The organism is Borborobacter xinjiangensis, from assembly GCF_047739745.1.
Taxonomy (GTDB): domain Bacteria; phylum Pseudomonadota; class Alphaproteobacteria; order Rhizobiales; family Rhizobiaceae; genus Pseudaminobacter.
In genome coordinates, this window is the sequence record NZ_JBLLVA010000015.1 from 1 (window position 1) to 17,182 (window position 17,182).

General features: G+C 60.3%; 18 protein-coding genes. 16 read left to right on the forward strand and 2 right to left on the reverse strand.

Annotated elements, in window-relative coordinates; translation table 11 throughout:
• Positions 1-393: 393 nt before the first annotated feature.
• Positions 394-828 (reverse strand): hypothetical protein, encoded by a 435-nt coding sequence (locus ACLKMW_RS16100; protein ID WP_415725503.1) that lies wholly within the window; start codon positions 826-828, stop codon positions 394-396.
• Between the two features lie 375 nt (positions 829-1,203).
• Between ACLKMW_RS16100 and ACLKMW_RS16105 the strand changes: the two genes are divergently transcribed.
• Genes ACLKMW_RS16105 through ACLKMW_RS16130 form a run of 6 tightly spaced genes read left to right on the forward strand, consistent with a single transcriptional unit; the run spans position 1,204 to position 8,333 of the window.
• Entirely contained in the window at positions 1,204-2,310 is a 1,107-nt protein-coding gene (locus ACLKMW_RS16105; RefSeq protein ID WP_415725504.1) for a hypothetical protein, read from the forward strand.
• A gap of 15 nt (positions 2,311-2,325) precedes the next feature.
• Complete coding sequence (gene asnB / locus ACLKMW_RS16110; protein WP_415725505.1) at positions 2,326-4,275, forward strand: asparagine synthase (glutamine-hydrolyzing); 1,950 nt, start codon at positions 2,326-2,328, stop codon at positions 4,273-4,275.
• 14 nt (positions 4,276-4,289) lie between these two features.
• Entirely contained in the window at positions 4,290-4,550 is a 261-nt protein-coding gene (locus tag ACLKMW_RS16115) for an acyl carrier protein (RefSeq protein ID WP_415725506.1), read from the forward strand.
• Between the two features lie 8 nt (positions 4,551-4,558).
• Positions 4,559-6,103 (forward strand): class I adenylate-forming enzyme family protein, encoded by a 1,545-nt coding sequence (locus ACLKMW_RS16120; RefSeq protein WP_415725507.1) that lies wholly within the window; start codon positions 4,559-4,561, stop codon positions 6,101-6,103.
• A gap of 32 nt (positions 6,104-6,135) precedes the next feature.
• On the forward strand, positions 6,136-7,128 hold the full coding sequence (gene nadE / locus ACLKMW_RS16125) for an NAD(+) synthase (protein WP_415725508.1): 993 nt from the start codon (positions 6,136-6,138) through the stop codon (positions 7,126-7,128).
• Positions 7,128-8,333: a carboxylate--amine ligase gene (locus ACLKMW_RS16130; RefSeq protein ID WP_415725509.1), complete on the forward strand. Its 1,206-nt coding sequence runs from the start codon at positions 7,128-7,130 to the stop codon at positions 8,331-8,333. Before nadE ends, ACLKMW_RS16130 begins: the two co-directional genes overlap by 1 nt.
• Positions 8,334-8,351: 18 nt before the next feature.
• Here ACLKMW_RS16130 and ACLKMW_RS16135 read toward each other — a convergent pair whose 3' ends face one another.
• The gene (locus ACLKMW_RS16135; protein WP_415725510.1) at positions 8,352-8,516 is read right to left on the reverse strand and encodes a hypothetical protein; all 165 of its coding nucleotides are present in this window, start codon (positions 8,514-8,516) and stop codon (positions 8,352-8,354) included.
• A 519-nt stretch (positions 8,517-9,035) separates the two neighbouring features.
• On the opposite strand from ACLKMW_RS16135, the gene ACLKMW_RS16140 reads away from it, so the two are divergent.
• The 10 genes from ACLKMW_RS16140 (at position 9,036) to ACLKMW_RS16185 (ending at position 17,141) form a co-directional block, all read left to right on the forward strand.
• A complete protein-coding gene (locus ACLKMW_RS16140; protein ID WP_415725511.1) occupies positions 9,036-9,221 on the forward strand; it encodes a hypothetical protein in 186 nt (61 codons plus the stop codon).
• A gap of 10 nt (positions 9,222-9,231) precedes the next feature.
• A complete protein-coding gene (locus tag ACLKMW_RS16145; RefSeq protein WP_415725512.1) occupies positions 9,232-9,429 on the forward strand; it encodes a hypothetical protein in 198 nt (65 codons plus the stop codon).
• Between the two features lie 37 nt (positions 9,430-9,466).
• Positions 9,467-9,688: a hypothetical protein gene (locus ACLKMW_RS16150; protein WP_415725513.1), complete on the forward strand. Its 222-nt coding sequence runs from the start codon at positions 9,467-9,469 to the stop codon at positions 9,686-9,688.
• Between the two features lie 26 nt (positions 9,689-9,714).
• A complete protein-coding gene (locus ACLKMW_RS16155) occupies positions 9,715-9,921 on the forward strand; it encodes a hypothetical protein (protein ID WP_415725620.1) in 207 nt (68 codons plus the stop codon).
• Between the two features lie 23 nt (positions 9,922-9,944).
• The gene (locus ACLKMW_RS16160) at positions 9,945-10,190 is read left to right on the forward strand and encodes a hypothetical protein (RefSeq protein ID WP_415725514.1); all 246 of its coding nucleotides are present in this window, start codon (positions 9,945-9,947) and stop codon (positions 10,188-10,190) included.
• Between the two features lie 50 nt (positions 10,191-10,240).
• On the forward strand, positions 10,241-10,537 hold the full coding sequence (locus ACLKMW_RS16165; protein ID WP_415725515.1) for a hypothetical protein: 297 nt from the start codon (positions 10,241-10,243) through the stop codon (positions 10,535-10,537).
• A 54-nt stretch (positions 10,538-10,591) separates the two neighbouring features.
• Positions 10,592-12,580, forward strand: coding sequence for a protein-L-isoaspartate(D-aspartate) O-methyltransferase (locus ACLKMW_RS16170; RefSeq protein ID WP_415725516.1), 1,989 nt, complete (start codon positions 10,592-10,594; stop codon positions 12,578-12,580).
• 160 nt (positions 12,581-12,740) lie between these two features.
• Positions 12,741-13,676 carry a LysR family transcriptional regulator gene (locus tag ACLKMW_RS16175; RefSeq protein WP_415725517.1) on the forward strand — a complete coding sequence of 312 codons (936 nt, stop codon included), beginning with the start codon at positions 12,741-12,743 and terminating at the stop codon, positions 13,674-13,676.
• A 235-nt stretch (positions 13,677-13,911) separates the two neighbouring features.
• Positions 13,912-15,567, forward strand: a complete 1,656-nt coding sequence (locus ACLKMW_RS16180; RefSeq protein ID WP_415725518.1) for an APC family permease — start codon at positions 13,912-13,914, stop codon at positions 15,565-15,567.
• A 341-nt stretch (positions 15,568-15,908) separates the two neighbouring features.
• Positions 15,909-17,141 carry an agmatinase family protein gene (locus tag ACLKMW_RS16185; protein WP_415725519.1) on the forward strand — a complete coding sequence of 411 codons (1,233 nt, stop codon included), beginning with the start codon at positions 15,909-15,911 and terminating at the stop codon, positions 17,139-17,141.
• Positions 17,142-17,182 lie beyond the last annotated feature (41 nt).

Genomic DNA, 17,182 nt, shown 5'->3' on the forward strand with positions numbered 1-17,182 from the left:
CGGCGCAACAACCGGGACAGCACGGAGACGGGATGTGGCCACGGTGGGGAATTCCCGCGCTAGCTATGTGGCTGGGCAACGGCCCAACGCCCGATTCTAGACAAGGATAGCCCAAGACGGATTACGGAAGTGCGGTAGCCAACCCGCGGATAAGAGCATGATCGACCGTCGTCTCAAGGGCTCATCCCGTCCCCGGGCTGTCCGTCAAAGGCAAACATCCTGTGGCAAAGACATGGGACGGAAAAGTTCATCTATCACACTTGACCACGGTCATAAGAGCTAGAGCATCGGACCGAAAAGTGGATCCGGTTTTCGGAATATCCGATGCTCCAACAAACAGCTAGATCGACAGTATGCGTCCGTCAGGACGCACGTCGATCTGGCGCCATGCGGTCAGGGCGGCCCTTGTGCGCCGGAATCTTCGTCGACAAGCTGCTCCTCCGGCAGGGGCCGCGTATACTCGATCCCCTGGAAGATCATTGTGCCGAGGTCCGGCGCCGACATTCTCCGCTCCTTGCCGTCACTGCAAAGGAACAACGGCCATTCGTCCATTCTGCATTCGACCTCGGTGAACCAGTTATCCAGATAATCGCCGGTAGAGAGCCGAAACACGCCCTCTTCGACGCGGCGCACCGAATCGCCATTGGCTGCGGTCCAGGTCCAAGGGATGCTTGGCGGCCGATCTCTGGCCACAAGCGTATCGGCCAGGCTGGTAACGCCTTCCCGCTCGGCTGCCGCTCCATAGCTTCTCATCGCCGCGACATATGCGATGAGGACTGCCGGTTTGTCGGCATAGGAAGCCGCGATGGTGGAGTTGGCTAAGGCCATGCGGTCAAAATCAGGAGGCTTCCATCCCCCTGGAACAGTCTCCGCTTCTGCCGGAGCGAGCGAGCACAACAGGAGGGCAGCTATCGAAGCGGCTCGCATCCAACCTCCTCGTGATCGCGTGTCGGCCCGCGCGCTGAAGGACGCTGCGACACCTTCGAATCTACGCACAACGCTCCCAAAAAATCGATTCTGTTTTTGGCCATGCCTCTGCGTTCACGCAAGATATCAGTCCAAAGAGGTGCGCGCATGCGCGAAAACCTCAAAAACTGAACGTTAATTCCCATCGATTATGGTGCGCGCCTCTGCACCTTGAGGTTTTGGCGGCAACGAAGCCGGCCCATAGCCCTTTGGCAGGATGGAAGCGGTCGTCGTTGAATGAGCGAAATCAGGGCATTGGGGCAGACGGACATACCGACCCTGGCGGAGCTGTTTCAGCGCATCCTGCGCAAGACACGCCAGCCTGCCACCGCTTCCCTCGAAGCCTATCTGGCGGAACTGTTTCTCGACGGGCCTGGCCGCGATCCCGAGATCAATTCGCATGTCCATGTAAATGACGACGGTCGCGTCTCGGGTTTCGTCGGCGCGCTGCCACTGCCGCTGCTGGTCGGAGATCGATCGGTGCGCGCGGCAGTCTGCGGCACGCTGATGGTCAACAACCATGCCGACGACCCCTTTGCCGGCGCCCGCCTGATGCGGGCCTTTTTTTCCGGTCCGCAGGACATCTCGCTGACGGAGACCGCCAACGACGTATCCACCACCATGTGGCGCAAGCTGCGCGCCACGGTGCTGCCGGAGCATAGTCTCGAATGGCTTCGCGTCATCCGGCCGGTGGGTTTCCTGACCGAAATGGCTGCTGGCGCGGCAGGCGTGATGCGCCTGTTCGGGCCGCTGGCAAAGCCCGTCGACGCCGCGATCCGGCGCGGGGCTCCCGGCCCACGGTGGATCAGCGTTCCCGCCGCAGCACCAACGGGCACGCTGGCGAGTATCGATGCCGACGATGACATCGCAGTTGTGCTGTTCAGGCGATTTACCGAAAGCTTCGGCGCACGGCCGGACTGGGATTGCGCAAGCCTGCGCCGGATGATTGCCGAATCCCGCCGAAAGGCGCTCTACGGCTCGATGGTGCGGCGTGTGGTGAGGACGCGCGATGGCCGCGAGGTCGGCATGTTCCTGTATTACGGCGATCCGGGACGCATCGGCCGTGTCGTGCAGGTCCTGTTTTCACCGGGGCAGGCCGGGGCTGTCATCGACAGCATGCTCGCCCATGCCAGCGAGCGCGGTATGGTCGGACTGCGCGGCCGCACACAGCCGACACTGCTTGAAGCCATGCTTGGCCGACGCTTCATGTTCCTGCATGCCTCAGCGAGCATCGTGCATGCGCGCGATCCCTCGCTTCTGGAACCGTTTGTCGCCGGCAAGGCCTTTTTCAACGGCTTTGCGGGAGAGTCCTGGTCGCGCCTGATTGGAGACCGTTTTGACTAGGGAGATGGCCGAATCATGTGCGGCATAGCCGGCTATTTCGGCGGTTACCGGCCACAAGAAGAGGCGGCGATGCTGCTGCGGCGCATGTGCCGGGCGATCGCGCATCGCGGGCCCGATGGCGAAGGCATCTTCGTGGGCGATGGCGCCGGCCTTGGCCATCGGCGGCTTTCAGTCATCGGCCTCAGCGACGGCGCGCAGCCGATGAGCAATGCCGAGGGCACCATCCACATCACTTACAATGGCGAGGTGTTCAACTATATCGAGCTGCGTCGCGAGTTGACGGCGCTCGGCCGACGCTGCCGGACATCGACCGATACGGAGGTCATTCTTCAGCTCTATGAGGAGATGGGAGCGGACTTCGTAACGCGGCTCAACGGCGATTTCGCTTTCGCTATCTGGGATCAACCCCGTAATCGGCTCGTGCTGGCTCGCGACCGGATGGGGGTTCGACCGCTGTTCCACGCATGGCGCGATGGCACCTTTCATTTCGCCTCGGAAATGAAAGCGCTGCTCCAAATTCCGGGCGTGGAAGCCGAGATCGATCCGATCGCCCTCGATCAGATCTTCACGCTGTGGGCGCCGATTGCGCCGCGTACCGTCTTCAAGGGCATCTGCGAACTGCCGCCGGCGCATTTCATGATCGTCGAAAATGGCGAGGCCCGTGTCAGGCCATATTGGTCCTTGTCATTCCCCGAAAGCGACGAGGGTGTCGATCGGCGCACGGAAGGCGAGATTGCCGAGGAACTGCGCGCACTGCTCGACGACGCGACACGCATCCGCTTGCGCGCCGATGTCGAGGTCGGGTCGTTCCTCTCCGGCGGGCTCGACTCCTCAATCGTTTCGGCGCTCGCGGTGCGTATGGTTCCGGGCGGATTGCGGACATTCGCCGTCACCTTCGACGATGCCGAATTCGACGAAAGCGCCTACCAGGCGATCATGGTGAAAGCGCTCGGCACAAGGCATCACGCGGTCGCCTGCGGGGCCGACGATATTGCCGGGATTTTTCCCGAAATCGTTCGCCACATGGAGCGTCCGGTGCTGCGAACCGCGCCCGCACCGCTTTATCTGCTGTCCGGACTGTTGCGGCAGGAAGGGCTGAAAGTGGTGTTGTCGGGCGAAGGCGCGGACGAAATCTTTGCCGGGTACGACCTGTTCAAGGAAGCTGGTATCCGCCGTTTCTGCGGGCGCCAGCCGGGCTCGAAAATTCGGCCGCATCTTTTCCGCAAGATCTATCCCTACCTCACCTCGCTGCAGCAGCAGACGCCGGAATATCTGGCTGCCTTCTTCGGTGCGGGCGCCGACGCACCCGACGATCCACTGTTTTCACACCGCCCGCGCATGCGCGTAACGGCGGGCGCCAAGATGTTCTTCTCGCGCGATCTGCGGGAATCGCTTCGCGGTTACGATGCGGCCGACGAATTGGCGGCAGCCCTGCCCAAGGCTTTCGCGCGCTGGCATCCGCTGCATCAGGCGCAGTTCATTGAGACGCGCTTTCTGCTGCCCGGCTACATCCTGTCGAGCCAGGGTGATCGCATGGCGATGGCGCATGGCGTCGAATCGCGTTTTCCCTTTCTCGATCACCGTCTTGTCGAATTCGCAGCCGGCATACCGCCGCGCCTCAAGCTGCGAGGCCTTCGCGAAAAGCACATATTGCGCGAGGCGGCCGCCGGCCTGTTGCCGCCTGTCATCGGCCAGCGCTCCAAGCAACCCTACCGCGCCCCCGACAGCGCCTCTTTCCAGGGTGCGGCGGGCAGCTATGTCGACGAGCTCATGTCGGCCGAGGCGCTCGCGGCCACCGGTCTGTTCAACCCGCAAGCCACCGGCAAGCTGCTGGAAAAATACCACCGCGACGGGATTGGCGGTTTTCGCGACAACGCCGCTTTCGTCGGCATCGTCTCGACGCAGCTCTGGTCGCGAGAGTTCGCCAGCACGCAACGCCAGAGCCTGCCTGAGCCGGCAGTCTGAATTCGGGAGAACCCATGTCCGATCCAACAAAGAACCAGATCCGAGCCTTCATCGTCGATAATTTTCTGTTCGGCGAAACGGAACGTGCACCCGGCGACGAGCTTTCGCTGATCGAAAACGATCTTGTCGATTCCACCGGAATCCTCGAGCTGGTGGCCTTCCTCGAGGAACGTTTCGGCATTCCGATTGCCGATGCCGACATCGTGCCGACCAATCTCGATTCCATAGCCCGTATAGCCGCCTTTGTTGCCCGCAAGCACGCCGCGGTAGGCTGAGACCGAAGATGCGCGTCGAGACGTTCCTAAGACACAGCGCGACGGCCGATCCAGAGAAGATCGCCATCGTCGCTGGTGGAACGCGCCTGAGTTTTGCCGCGCTCAATGACAGGTCCGACCGGCTCGCCGCCGCCCTTCTGTCGCGGGGCGTCAGCCGTGGCGACCGCGTCGTCATATTCATGGAGAATATCTGGGAAACGGCGGTCGCCATCTTCGCCGTGATGAAGGCGGGAGCGATATTCTGTCCGGTCAATTCCTCGGTAAAGGCCGACTGGCTCGGCTTCGTCATGCGCGACTGCCGCCCGCGCGCAGTGCTGACGCAGGCGAAGTTCGCCGGGCTCTGCGGCGAGGCGGCCAGCATCGCGGCGATGCGTCCATTGATCGTCGTCGCGCGCGGGGAGGTGATTTCCGCTGCCGATGCGCTTGCGTTCGAAGACTGCATGGAACGTCCCGTTGCCGATCCGCTTCCGCAAGCAGGGATCGATATCGATCTTGCCATGATCATCTACACTTCCGGGTCGACCGGTCGCCCGAAAGGCGTGATGATGACGCATGCCAGCATGGATGCGGCATCGGCCTCGATCGCCTCCTATCTGGAAAACACCGCCAGCGATGTCGTGCTCGGCGTGCTGCCGCTGTCGTTCACCTATGGCCTCTATCAGCTCATCGTCGCTGTGCGGGTGGGGGCCACTCTGGTCCTTGAAAAGAACTTCGCTTTTCCCCATGCGGTTTTGGAGAAGGCGCGGGCCGAGGCGGTTACGTGCCTGCCACTGGTCCCGACCATGGCGGCGATGATCCTTGCCATGAAGGAACTCGCGCCGGGCGCCCTGCCGAACCTGCGCTGTATCACCAATGCCGCAGCCCCGCTGCCGCCGGCCCATATCGAAGGCCTGAGGAAGCTGTTTCCGAGCGCGAGGCTTTTCTGCATGTACGGGTTGACCGAATGCGCGCGCGCCACCTTTCTGGCGCCTGAGGAGCTCGATCGCAGGCCGGGTTCGGTCGGCAAGCCCATTCCCAATACGCAGGCCTATGTCGTGGATGACGCGGGCAGGCCGGCTGGCGCCGACGTGGTTGGCGAGCTCGTCGTGCGAGGGCCGCATCTGATGCGGGGTTACTGGGAAAACGAACAAGCGACCGACACCGCGCTACGTCCGAGCCTGAATCCATGGGAAAGGGTGCTGCATACCGGCGACCTGTTTTACAGCGACGCCGACGGCTTCCTCTATTTCGTCGGACGCAAGGACGACATGCTGAAAATTCGCGGCGAGAAGGTCGCGCCCCAACAGGTGGAGGCCGTCCTGCATGGCTGCGCGGGCGTCGTCGAGGCAGTCGTCGTCGGCATGCCGGACGACTTGCTTGGTGCGGTTCTGCATGCGGTCATCGTTCCGACCGATCCGACGCCGAGCGAGCGCGACATCATTCATTGCTGCGCACGCAGCTTGCCAGATTTCATGGTGCCCAAGTCGGTAGAGTTCCGTAGGGAACTGCCGAGGACGGCCAGCGGAAAAGTCGCTCGGCGCCTTGTCGCCTGTCCAGGAGAAAAGACGCAATGACCCCGGCGAGCGATAGCGGAATGCCCTTTTCGATGCGGACGCTTGACATCGATGCCGAGGCTGAGGCCAGCCGTATAGTCTCGGCTTTGCGCGCGCAGGTGCGGGACGCCACGCGCAAGCGCGGGCTGGTGCTTGGCCTTTCCGGCGGCATCGATTCCAGCGTCTGCGCCGCCCTTGCGGCACGGGCGGTCGGGCCACGGAACGTCTTCTGCCTGTTCATGCCCGAAAACGATTCCGACCCCGAAAGCCTGCGGCTCGGCCAGCTTGTCGCCAATGAATTCGACCTCAAGGGCGAAGTCGAGAATATCGGCCCGACACTCGAGGTGATGGGCTGCTATGCGCGCCGTGACGCGTTCATCCGTCAGGTCGAGCCGGACTACGAGCCGGGCTGGAGCTCGAAGATCGTCATTGCCAATGCGCTGACCACCGGCGGCTACAACATCTGCTCGCTGGTGGTGCGCGACCCCCGCGGAGAGATGCGCAAGCATCGCCTGCCGGCGCAGGTCTATCTCGGCATTGTTGCCGCAACGAACATGAAGCAGCGCACGCGCAAGCAGATCGAATATTATCACGCCGACCGCCTCAACCATGCCGTGGTCGGCACTCCGAACCGCCTCGAATATGATCAGGGTTTCTTCGTCAAGAACGGCGACGGCGCTGCCGACGTCAAGCCGATCGCGCATCTCTACAAGTCGCAGGTCTATCAGCTCGCCGCTCATCTCGGTGTTCCCGAAGCGGTGCGCCGCCGCGCGCCGACCACCGATACCTATTCGCTGGCGCAGACCCAGGAGGAATTCTACTTCGCGCTGCCCTACGACAAGATGGATTTGTGCCTCTACGGGCTGAACAACAAGGTGCCGGCCGCACAGGTGGCCCAGGCTGCCTCGCTTACCGAAGACCAGGTCGCTGCCGTCTGGAGCGATATTGCCGCCAAACGCAAGGTGGCACGGTACCTCCATCTTCCCGCTCAACTTGTCGAGCAGGTCGACGGCGGTGCGAGCGCCGACGGGCAGGCTCGTCGATAATGCAGGATGCTACCTTACGGGCGAAGGAAAATGGCCCTGCCGGGGTCGTATTGCTCGGCGGCGCGCACGGAACGCTGGCGCTGGCGCGCAGTCTGGGAAAACGGAAGGTTCCGGTCTGGCTGGTCAGCAACGACAATCCGTTGCCGGGCTGGTCGCGTCATATAGACCGCAGGCTCGACTGGCCCGGACCCGACAATGCCGACGCCGTGACCTGCCTGCTCGAGCTTGCCAGAATCCACAAGCTGGAGGGACATCTTCTTGTTCCAGGCGGCGACCCCGAGGTGCGGCTGGTCTCGCAATCGATCGGCGCGCTGTCGTCCTGCTACAGGATCATGCTGCCAGCGTGGGACAGTCTCAAATACGTATGTGAAAAGCCGCTGCTTTATCGCCGTGCCGCCGAACTGAAGCTCGATATTCCGGCGACCTATGTTTTCAACTCCATGAAGCAGGCGGCCGGCTCCGACATCCGGTTTCCTGTCGTGCTGAAGCCCAACATGGGCGGCGGGCATGATCGGTTCTCGCGGGCGAAGGTCGTGCGCGCGGATGACAAGGCCTCGTTCCTGGCGGCCTACAAGGACGCTGCCGAGCACATCGGCATCGACAACGTCGTCGTCCAGGAACTTATAATGGGCGGCGGCGAAAGCCAGTTTTCCTACGCGGCACTGTGGCACCGGGGCGCGCCGGTGGCTGAATTCAGCGCCCGCCGCGTCCGGCAATATCCGATCGAGTTCGGCTATACGAGCACCTTCGTCGAAGTCGTCGAGGAGCCGGAGGTGATCGATGCGGGGCGCCGGATTCTCGAATCCATCGGGCACGAGGGGCTCGTCGAAATCGAGTTCAAGCGGGATCCGCGCGACGGCAAGCTGCGGGTTCTGGACGTCAACCCGCGCCCATGGTCGTGGTTCGGTCTGGCAGACGGTGCCGGCGTCGATCTCGGCGCGATGCTTTGGGAGGTTGCGAATGGTCGTAAGACAGCATCGGTTTCGGCACGATCGAAAGCATCATGGATGTATCTGGTTCGCGATGCCGTAGTCGCCGGTAAATTGATGTCGAGCGGTCGGCTTTCATGGCGAGAGTATCTGCGATCGTTCGCTCGGGTGCGCTCATGGGCGGCATTCAGCGTCCACGATCCGCTGCCGGGCCTGCTCGATGTTCCCTTGACCGCCTGGCGCGTGCTGACGAGGCGCATATTCGGGTTCCGATAGGAGCGCGCTTCCGGCACCTCAATGCCGATCCCGGTCTTCCTCATAGAGCCGTCGCGTTGCGTCGTCGCGGCTTTTGACCTCTTGGGACGTGCGCCGCCGACGGGCGAGCAAAGCATAGCCGATCACGATAGCCAGAATGATCGGTCCGCCCGCAACCGCCAGAAGCCAGAAATTATCAGCCAATCCGATCCGCTCCTTTCTCCTGCTAGAGAGGGCAGGATGTAAGCTGCCGCGCCATGCCCCTCAGTTCTGTCCAGCGTCCTGGTTGGCGGCTGGCGCTCCGTTGGTGCTGGCACCGGGCTCGCTTGTCTGCGACTCGCCGCCGGTTCCCGTATCGGGAGTAGGGTCAGCATCGACCGGTGGATTCTGAACTGGAGGTTCGGTGCCCGCCCTATCGGGATCGGACTGGTCGCAACCGGCGAGCGCCAATGTCATCGCCGTTATCACTATTAAAGGCGCCTTCCTCATTTGAGGTCCTTTCCCGCCGGTACGACAGCCAGCGTTGGCGGCCATGATCTCGCGTTTGTTCGAAGACAAGGGCCAACCGCCAGGCCGCGAAATTGTTCCGAAATTGTTCCAATGTCCGCACGTCATCCTGGCTCACCGTTTGAAGCGCCGGAGGCCTCGATCGGTTCGCCAAGTGTGGAACCTTGCGATGGGTTCTCGGTTTTCCCTACCGAGACGAAACAAGGGAGAGGTCCTATGGCTACCAAACCCCCACCCGTTCCCCGCGACAATCAAAGTTCGAAAGGTCCAGGCGACCGCAAGGAAGCCGCGCGCGACGAGACACGTGAGGCCCGCTCAGGCGCCCCGGACCCTGACAAACAGGGTCAGCAGGGAAACACCAAGGTCAATACTACCCATCAAGGCTACCAACAGGATCGATAGGTCAAAAACCATGTCGACATCGAAGAAGACGCCCAACAGCATCAGACAGGGCGGTCCCGGCGCTTCGCACGAGAACGCCAAGGCGCCGCTCGAGATCAACAAGCCGCCGGCCGAGTCGGATCAGCGGCGTCGCAGCAAGGTTTCGGGAGGTGGCGGCGAGCGCGACAGCCATCATACGCACAACCCTCGAATGAAGGGCGATACCTGACAAAACCCGGCTGCCGAAGCGAGGAAGGAATGAGGAAATGGCGAATGCGAGCAAGAAGCACGTTGGAGCAGGCACTCACGGCAAGGGATCGGGCAGCGGTGCGATGACCAGCGTGGAAAAGGAAGACCTCGAAGAGAACATGGTTCTTTCGAACCGGGACAAGTCCAGGCATTCGGAAGAAAGAGGTCTCGACAGCAAACAGGTTCAAACCGATCAATACCAGGATCATGTCGGCAATCGCATCCCCAAGAAGGAGTGAGCGGTAACGGCAAGAAGGAGTTGGCGATGGCTCATAACAAACATCCCAAAACGAAAACTCCCAGCGACGCGGATCTGAAGAGAAATCCCGGTATAGGAACGTCGAAGGGAAGGATGAATCAGGGCGACGAGACCGCGCTTGACGGTGAGAACACCAGCATCGGCGATGTCGAGAACGACACGAACGCCGCCGGCGGGATCAATCCGCGACAGAAAATACGCACAAACAAATAGCCCGCTCCATGGAGGAATTTGTCATGGCCGGAAGGAAAACCCACGAGCAGCAGCTTCGTGTCATCGAAGGTCGGGAAAACACCAAGAATGCCGATGCGGACTTCGACGCCGAGGCGGATTTGAAAAAGACCAAGCAGGAGCGGGAAGCGTTCCGGAAAGGCACTGGCTTGCGAACCGGCGCACCTGACCTCGTCGACAAGGACGACAGGAACATCCTTCGGGGTGAGAACCAGGAAAGCGAGCACCACAAGAAGCGCACCGACGACTGATCGGCGACCAACTGCCCGGCCGCTGGGGTGCTTCATTCAAGGAGAAGGCAATGAACCCGGATAGAAAAGCGACGGCGGATTCCGAACCCGCCGAGGACCAACGCACAGAGCGGCCGGTGAAAAGCCAGGACTGGGACGAGATCGCCGAAGAGGTCGACAAGGGCGGTGCCTCCGCTCAGCAGGAACTGCAGAGCATCGACGAGATCGAGACGGTCGAAAACGAGGATGGCGACGACAACGACGACAATCCGTATCAGGAGAGCGACGCGGCACTACCCGACGATGCAGAGGAGGCGGCGATCAGGCGCGATCCTTCACGCGAGGGCAGTCAGTTCGACGAAATCTGACCCAGCTTTCGGTCCGCTTCGACGCGTTGCACTCGATCAGACGGAGGTGCAGACATGCCCGATTTCGCCCATGCAAGGGAGCGCATGGTCGACATTCAATTGGCCCGGCGCGGCATAGGCGACCGGCACGTGCTTGACGCGATGCGTCGCGTTCCGCGCGAAGCATTCGTCGAGTCCGGCTTCGAGGAATTTGCCTACGAGGACACGCCGCTGCCCATCGGCGAGGGGCAGACGATTTCGCAGCCTTACATCGTTGCGCTGATGATGGAGGCGGCGGAAGTAAAGCCCGGAGAAAATGTCCTTGAGGTGGGCGCGGGCTCGGGCTATGCGGCAGCGGCATTGAGCCAGATTGCGGGCCGGGTCTATGCGATAGAGCGTCATGCAGCGCTCGGCGAAGCGGCAACGCGGCGTTTTCAAAAGCTCGGTTATCGCAATATCGATCTGCGTGTCGGCGACGGCACCAAGGGCTGGCCGGAAGCGGCGCCCTTCGATGCCATCCTGGTATCGGCGGGCGGTCCAAGTGCTCCTCAGGCTTTGAAGAACCAACTCGATGTCGGCGGGCGCCTGGTGATACCGGTCGGCAAGGAAGCAGGGGGACAGCGCCTGCTGAAGATCACGCGCGAGAGCGGGACCGTCTTCACGGAAGAGGACCTCGGCGGCGTGATGTTCGTTCCGCTCATTGGTGAGCAGGGTTGGGCTGAGGGCAACGGCCGTATTGCCGCAAAGCGCACAAGCGGCCATGCAAGTGAGCGCAGCTTGCCGAACATGATCGCCGCTGCGGCCGAGCCGCTGCCGGATTTCGAGGACCCCGCCTTTGGCGCGATGTTCGACCGCTTTGCCGAGCGCCGTGTCGTGCTGTTGGGCGAAGCCAGCCACGGCACCTCGGAATTCTACCGTGCGCGCGCTGCGATCACCCGCCACCTGATCGAGAGACACGGCTTCACGATCGTGGCGGTTGAGGCGGACTGGCCGGATGCTGCGGTCGTCGACCGCCACGTTCGCCATCGCTCGGCCCGACCGGACGCCGAGCCGCCCTTCCAGCGCTTTCCCACCTGGATGTGGCGCAACCTGGATGTCGCGGCGTTCATCGACTGGATGCACCGCCACAATGAGGCGATTGCCCCGCCGGACCGCGCCGGCTTTTATGGGCTGGACATATACAATATGAGCGGCTCCATTGCTGCGGTCCTCGATTATCTCGACAAGATCGACCCGGATGCGGCAGCGGTCGCGCGCGAACGTTACGGCTGCCTGACGCCGTGGCAGAAGGAGCCCTCAACCTATGGGCGGGCGGTGCTGACCAGCGGATACCGCAAATGCGAAAATGCGGTGGTGGAACAATGCCGTGACCTTTTCAGCAAGCGGCTGGACTACATGGCAAGGGACGGGACCGATTTTCTCGATGCCGCTCAGAATGCACGGCTGATCGCCTCGGCGGAGCGCTACTACCGGATCATGTATTACGGGGGTGCGGAATCCTGGAACCTGCGCGATACCCATATGTTCGAAACGCTTGAACATCTTCTGGAATCCGGCGGGCCGGAATCAAAGGCGATTGTGTGGGCGCACAATTCGCATATTGGCGATGCCCGCTACACCGAAATGGGCTTCGTCCGAGAAGAGTTGAATATCGGGCAACTCTGCCGGCAGCGTTACGGCGATGCCGCCGCCCTGATCGGTTTCGGTACGCATGAGGGAGTTGCGGCCGCCAGCGATTGGGACGCCGATATGGAAGTGAAACAGGTGCGGCCCTCGCATGAGGACAGCTACGAACGGCTGTGCCACGATTCAGGCGAGCCGCGTTTTCTGCTCGACCTCAATCGTGACGAAGCCTTGCGTCAGCGTCTGCTGGAGAGGCGGCTGGAGCGATTTATCGGCGTCATCTACCGACCGGAAACCGAGTTGATGAGCCACTATGCCGATGCATCGCTGCCGCAGCAGTTCGACGCGTTCGTCTGGTTCGACCAAACGGCAGCGGTGACGCCCTTGGGACCCGAGCACGCCAAGCCGGGAATGCCCGAAACCTATCCATTCGGGCTGTAAAACAGCAATTTTCACCTCCCAGGATCGCTAATCCGCCAACAATCCGCTCTGCTTTTAATCGGAAACCGGTGATCTGGAAGCGTCTTGGGGAGGAATTTCGTCGGGATGTGGCGTGTCCCTGCCGTCCTGCTATCCTGCCCGAAATTTCAGGGAGCGCTCGATGCATATACAAGATGGCGATTTCATCCGCGGTATGCAGAAGTTCAGCCGTCGGCTCGACTGGAACCTTTTGAAGACATTCCACGATATCGTCCAGGCCAACGGCATTACAGCTGCGGCCAATAGCGGCTGGCGCAAGCAATCCACGATAAGCTTGGCCTTGCAGCGCCTTGAATCCATCATCGGGAGCAGGTTGTGTCAAAGAGGACGGGCGGGGTTCGATCTCACTGATGAAGGAAGGATCCTCTACGACTACGTAAAGAAAATTTACGCAAACATAGAAGAAATCCCGGATGCCTTAGCCAATTCGAAGGATTATGTTTCGGGCGTTCTTGATATCGCGGTTATCAGCAATTTCTCAAGTCGCATACTGGACGATATATATGTCAAATATAACTGGAAATACCCTAATGTAATTATGAACGTTGATGTGCTTACATGGGATAGTATAACTAAATGTATCGTCAACAATGATTATGATGTAGGAATTTCTCCCATTTTATACAAACATAGTGATCTGAGATACGATTTTCTCATGATTGAATACCACAACGTTTATTGTGGACGTGGCCATCGCTTATTCGGAAAAATGCCAAGCGCCTCCGCTCTGGCCGACGAGACATTCATTTTGACTGGATCCGATGAGCCGGACTCTCTGACCAGCTTCCGCTTGCGGCACCGCCTCGGTCAGAAAGTGACCGCCAGGACGCCGAATCTGGAAGAGGCTCGGCGTCTCACTGTGGCCGGGGTCGGAATTTGCATTCTTCCCGAGCAATTCGTCGCCGGTGATGTGGAAGGCGGCCTGCTTTGGCCTTTGATGGAACGTTCGGAGGAAATGTCGTGCGATATTTATCTTATCTCCAACGAGTATGCGCCGAAGCGCACGGCAAGAGAAGCCTTCTTGGCGAGTGCGGTGGACATCGCAAATCTCCAGTAAATATTCAGGTTGCGAAGACCTGAACTGTGCGTTGCACTCTGAGTGCACGCAAAACTCGCCCGCCCGTCGGGTTTCACTTGCATGTTCCTGCATATCATATTTCCGTTGATCGGACATTGACCTCATCAATGTAGAAAATAGCCGACCGGTAGGTTTCTCGGCGCCGCCGGTGTGATCTCCATGAGAGTTAAAAAAATCAGTCTGAATCAAAGACTCGAAAAATGGAGGAGATGGCATGCAAGCCGGAACACAGTCGGTCTTGGGTGTCGGTGATAGTGCGCCGGCGCTCGCAGCGACCCAGGAAACCCCATCATATTCACTTCAGCGCTCGCTTAACTGGACGCATGCCTTTTGGTTCGCGGCCGGCACGCCGGTCCTGGTGCTCTTTTCCATCGGCGCCGTGGCCTCGGCGGTTGGCAACATCTCTCCGCTGGTGTGGATCGTCTCGATGTTCATCGGCTTCATCCAATGTTTCACCTACGCCGAGATTTCGGGCTTGTTTCCGAACAAGTCCGGCGGCGCCTCGGTCTATGGCGCCATCGCGTGGGTGCGATACGGCAAGGTTCTGGGGCCGATCTCGGTCTGGGCGAATTGGTTTTCATGGTCTCCTGTGCTTGCGGTGGGATCAGGCTTGGCCGCCGGCTATGTCCTTCAGATGCTGTTTCCGGCCGATGCCGCCATACGCACCTGGTCGGTCACGCTCGTTGACCTGAGTTTCATCAAGACAGGTCTGCTGCTGCGGATCAATTCGACCTTTCTGCTGGGGCTGTTTCTGATGCTGATTGTCTTCGCGATCCAGCATCGTGGCGTCCTGAAGGCCGCGAAGGTGCAGATGATCGTGGCGGTCGCGGTTCTGATGCCGCTTTTCCTTATCGGCGTTGTGCCGCTCTTCACTGGCGATCTGCACACCGACAGCTTCTTGCCGTTTGTTCCGTTCGAGCATGACGCGTCGGGTCAACCCATTCCGGGCGCCTGGAACATGGTCGGCTATACGACGTTCGCGGCCGGATTGTTGCTCGCGGCCTGGTCGACCTATCCTTTTGAGACCGCTGTCTGCTACGTGCGCGAGTTCAAGAATCCAGGATACGACACCGTGCGGGCGCTGGTCTATTCAGGCCTGCTCTGCATCCTGTTCTACACGATCGTGCCGATCTCGTTCCAAGGCTATCTCGGCCTGGACGGCCTGCTCGATCCTGGAATTTACGACGGCACCGGGGTCGGCCGGTTCATGGCGCAAATGGTTGGCGCCGGTCCCATACTCGCCAACATTATCATGACCATGCTTATCCTCTCGGTATGCCTGGTCATCATGACCGCGATGGCCGGCTCGTCGCGCACGCTCTATCAAGGTGCGCATGATGGTTGGCTGCCGAAATATCTGTCGAGACTCAACAGTCACGGCGCCCCGGTCGCCGCCATGTGGACCGATCTGATCTTCAACGCCTTCTTGTTGATGTTGTCGGACTATGTGTTCCTCATCGTTCTCGCCAACACCACCTACATGATCTTCGTTTTCCTGAACCTGCAGGCTGGCTGGCTGCATCGGATGGATCGACCGAATGCACCGCGGCCTTACCGATGCCCGAACTGGCTACTGTGGGTCGGCGGAATCTGCGGCTACCTCAATCTGCTGATCATGGGCTGGGGTGCAGACTTCTGGGGCGAGCGCGCTCTGCTGACCAGCCTGCTGATCACCGCCGGCATCATTCCGATCTTCCTCTTCCGCCACTACGTGACCGATCGCGGGCGATTCCCCGACTGGATGCAGGCGGATCTGATGGAAGATGGGCGAATGATAAAAAAGCGAGCGGGTATATTGCCCTATGTCGTTCTCGTAACAGGCGGTCTGACCATCTACGTCGGGCACCTTCTCGCTACCTATCAAATGTGACCCGCCGCAAAGCGGTCCTGCAAAGAAGCCCCGCCGGAAATCTTTCCGGCGGGGCTTTTGCTTGCTGGGATGGTTCTGCGGCCAAATCCCGGATTTTCCTATCCTGAAGGTCGAAGATTGATGGGATCAATGTTCGATATTGGAATTTAGGTCGTTGATGGGAAAATATTTAGGAGATACGTTTTTCATTGTAGATGAATAGTCAGAATAATTCCGAGCACTCTTTAAGTATTGATGCCGGAGAATCTAGGTCTGAATTGGCGTTTGATGCGTCGAATTCGAGTGGAACAGTGTTGGGAGTGACAGCCAGAACGTCCACTCCAAACTCAAGGACAGAAGCAATGGGAAACGGACCTCACGATCATCACCACGGCGGTGGAAATGGCCACTCTCACGCGGAGGAAATAAGGAGCTCGACAGATGGACGGCTGGCTCTGGAGCGACTTTCGCGCATTTCGCAAAAGAAGCAGGCCGAGGAGACAGCCCGCTCGCTTGAATTTGGGCTTGAGGCCGCATCATCCGTGGTCGACCGCAGCATCTCGCTGTTCAGCCGCGGCCATCAGCCGGCCTTTGCCGGTATCAACACCTTCATGAAGGTCCCTTATTGCGAGGACATCCGCAAGATCGGCCAGTATGAGGCGGCATTCGTCGGCGCGCCTTTCGATTCGGCAACGACTTACCGCCCCGGAACCCGTTTCGGACCCCAGGCGGTCCGACGCATTTCGGCTCTTTATGACGGTTATTGGTTCGACGGCGGCGTCGACATCTACGAGGAGTTGGATCTCTGCGATGCCGGCGACATTTTCGTCATTCCCGGCAATATCGAAAAGACGTTCGATCAGGTCACCAAGGCGGTGTCCCACATCTATACGTCCGGGGTTTTCCCGATCATTTGCGGCGGCGATCACAGTCTCGGCTTCCCCAATGTCCGGGGCATCGCTCCGCATATCGACGGCAATGTCGGGATCATCCATATCGACCGGCATATCGATATCCAGGAAAAGGACATGGATGAGCGCATGCACACCACGCCCTGGTTCTGGACCACGCATGAGGGGCGTGACACATCGCATCGCGACCATAGCCACATGCACGATGTCGGCCTGCCGAACTGCCATCCCAAGAACCTGGTCCAGCTCGGCATCGGCGGATGGTATGGAAACCGTCCCGGCAGCGCCGTCGCGCATCAGCGCGGAACAAGCGTCATGACGATGTTCGACCTCGAGAAGCACGGGGCCAAGAAGGTGGCCGAAATGGCCCTGGAGATGGCCTGGGAAGGGTGCAAGGCGGTCTACCTGTCGTTCGACATCGACTCGATCGATCCCGGTTTCGCGCCGGGAACGGGCTCGCCGGAGCCAGGCGGTCTGCTGCCCCGCGAAGCGTTCGAGATCATTCGAACGATCGCCGCCGAGGGCCTGTGCGGGATGGAAGTTGTCGAGGTCTCACCGCCCTACGACGTCAACGACAATACGGCCCAACTTGCCTGTCGCGTCGTTCTCGACACGCTGGGTACGCTGATCGCCAACGGCAAGCTCGGACATCGCGACAAAGCGAAAGCGGACGGTGCTCGTTGAGCGTGGCTTGGACCCGCTTTCTCTTTCCGCGAACAAAATCG